Raw genomic sequence first — 2652 nt, forward strand, 5'->3', positions numbered from 1 at the left:
ATCCGGCCTTGCTGAGCTCATAGGCGGCGGTCATGCCCGCCAGGCCCGCGCCCAGAATGACGATCTTGGTGTTCTTGGCCCCGCCGGTCAGTTCCGGCGGCAATTCGGTGGCCGAGGCTTGGCTGAACCCCAGGGCCTCCATGCCCGACAACACCAGAGACATGCCGCCGACCGCGGCCAAACTCTCGAAGAAACGCCGGCGCGTGAGTACGCCACCCGCCGTTACCGCGTTCAATCCACTCATAACATCCCCGCCCGTTGTTGTTGGCCGACGTCGGCTGGACGCGCGGCTCGGTTCCGAACGACAATCGGAACGAAGGGTATCTCGAAATTCCGATCTTCGCGGCGCAATCCGTTTTCAGTCGGGACGCGGACTGATAGGGCGGACGCCTGACCATTGGGCGCCTGGAGCCGGCTTTGAGCGATCGATGGGCGTGGTCGAAAGATCGCCACGGACTCGCCGAATCCTTGTTTTTCTCGCGTCCTCGCGACGCCCTCATGGAAGCTTGATGACTTCGTCCGCCCCCGCCCTCAGCCTGCGTCTGGCCCGCCCGGACGACACGCCCGTCCTGTCGGCGCTGATGGAGCGCGCGATCGGCGAGCTTCTTCAGGACTTCTTGCCGCCGGAAGGCGTGAAGGCCTCGTTCGAGATCATGGGCCTGGACACCCAGCTGATCGTGGACGGGACCTATTTCGTGGTGGAGGATGGAGACGAAATCGCCGGCTGCGGTGGCTGGAGCCGACGGGCGACCCTGTTCGGCGGCGATCACTCGGCCGGACGCGACGCGGCGCTGCTGGATCCGACCAAGGACGCGGCTCGCGTGCGGGCGATGTACACCCACCCCGACCATACGCGGAAAGGCGTGGGGCGACTGATCCTGGACGCCTGCGAGAGCGCGGCCCGGCTCGAAGGTTTCAGCCGCGTCGAGATGGCGGCGACCATGGGCGGCGTCCCGCTCTATCGCGCCTGCGGTTATCATGACATCGAGCCGTTCGAGGCGGTCACCTCGACGGGCTATCGCGTGCCGCTGATCCGGATGGGAAAGCGGCTCTGACGCCTCGCGAAGCAAAAGGGGCGGACCTCGCGGTCCGCCCCTTCGCTTTTCGGTCCGAACGCTCGTCCTAGAACGAGAAGGTCAGTCGACCGTAGTAGTAGCCGCCGTTGATGCCGTAGGGCGAGAACGACGGATATTGGGTCACGCACCCGCCGCCGGAGGCGACGCAGGCGGTCTGGTAGGCGGCCGTGAACTTGTCCGGATACTTGTTGAACAGGTTGTTGGCCCCGATCGCGGCGACGACGCCCATCGGGAACTTGTAGGAGAGTTCCGCGTCGGTGATCGCCGTGGCGCTGGCCACGGTGTTCAGCAGCGGTCCTGTGCCCGGATCCGACAGGGCCGAGGCCTTGCCGTAGAAGGTTTCGGTCAGGTTCAGCGTCAGCTTGCCGAAGCTGTAGAGGCCATTGAGGCCGACCTTGTACTTCGGCGCGGCCTCCTCGAGCAGCGAGGCGGCGTTGCCGGCGAACAGGACCTGACCGGTCGGGAACGCGGCGCTGGTGACCGCCAGGGCGGCCGGGGCCGCCTTGACCTTGGTGATCTTGGTCTTGTTGACGTTGCCGCTCAGCGTCCAGTCGATCCGGCCGTAGGCGCCCAGGTCGGTCGGGTAGGAGACCACCACGTCCAGGCCGCGGGTGCGGGTGTCCAGGCCGTTCGAGAAGATGTTGATGCCGGTGCTGGTCACCGTGCTGTCCAGCACGTTGCCGTTGGCGGCGATCGCGGCGTTGACGTTCGGGTTGACGATCACGCCGTTACGCATGCCGTAGACCGAGCTGGAGCCAAAGATCCGGTCCTTGAGCTTGATCTGATAGGCGTCGATCGTCGCGGTCAGCTTGGGTAGCGGGTGGGCCACGATCCCGAGGCTGACGTTGGTCGACTTCTCGGGCTTCAGCTTGTCGATGCCCAGAAGGCGCGCGGCGCTGGAGTTCGGGGCCAGCTGCACGAAGGCGCTGGTCGGCGAGACGTTGGTGGCCGAGTAGAAGGATTCCGCCAGGGTCGGGGCGCGGAAGCCGGTCGACACCGTGCCGCGGACGGCGAACATCTCGCTGAAGTCGTAGCGGCTGGTCAGCTTGGCGACGGTGGTGTCGCCAAAGTCGCTGAATTTCTCGTAGCGCAGGGCCGCGTCGATCTTCCACTCGGTCACCGGCGTGGCGGCGACGTCGGTATAGACCGCCCAACTGGTGCGGGCGTGACCGCCGGCGTCGGTCTTCGAGAAGCCCGGATACGACTGCGAGCCTTCCTTGTAGGTCGAGGCCGCGTCGCCCGCGCCGATGCGGTAGGTGTCGCGGCGCTGCTCGTAGCCGAAGGCCACGTCCAGCGGGACCGAGAAGCCGACGTCGAAGCCGCGGCGGACGTCCAGGTTGTTGGTCCACTGGGTGGTGCCCCAGCTGCCGGCGTGGAACGAGGTCGGCGTGAAACCCTTGGCCGTCAGCGTCGAGGTGTCGGCGTAGAGGCTGGCGTTGGCCGAGTCCTCGACGCGGACCTCGATGGCGTCCTTGCCGTAGGTCGACGACAGGTCGACGTCCCAGCCGACCACCTTGCCCGACAGGCCGAAGGTCAGGCCGTAGTCGTCCTCGATGATGCGCTCGCGGGGGCTGAA

The 2652-nt window shown here is 66.4% G+C and carries 2 protein-coding genes and 1 pseudogene; 1 reads left to right on the top strand and 2 read right to left on the bottom strand.

What is annotated here, in order from left to right; translation table 11 throughout:
* Positions 1-244: pseudogene (locus VJ655_RS18030) on the bottom strand (monoamine oxidase); the annotation flags it as partial.
* Positions 245-509: 265 nt separating this feature from the next.
* Between VJ655_RS18030 and VJ655_RS18035 the strand changes: the two are divergent.
* Positions 510-1055, top strand: coding sequence for a GNAT family N-acetyltransferase (locus VJ655_RS18035; protein WP_414647002.1), 546 nt, complete (start codon positions 510-512; stop codon positions 1053-1055).
* A gap of 67 nt (positions 1056-1122) precedes the next feature.
* Here VJ655_RS18035 and VJ655_RS18040 read toward each other — a convergent pair.
* Positions 1123-2652 (bottom strand): TonB-dependent receptor plug domain-containing protein (locus VJ655_RS18040; protein ID WP_324113478.1); only part of this gene is annotated, 1530 nt, incomplete at its 5' end.

The organism is Caulobacter sp., assembly GCF_035254145.1.
GTDB lineage: Bacteria > Pseudomonadota > Alphaproteobacteria > Caulobacterales > Caulobacteraceae > Caulobacter.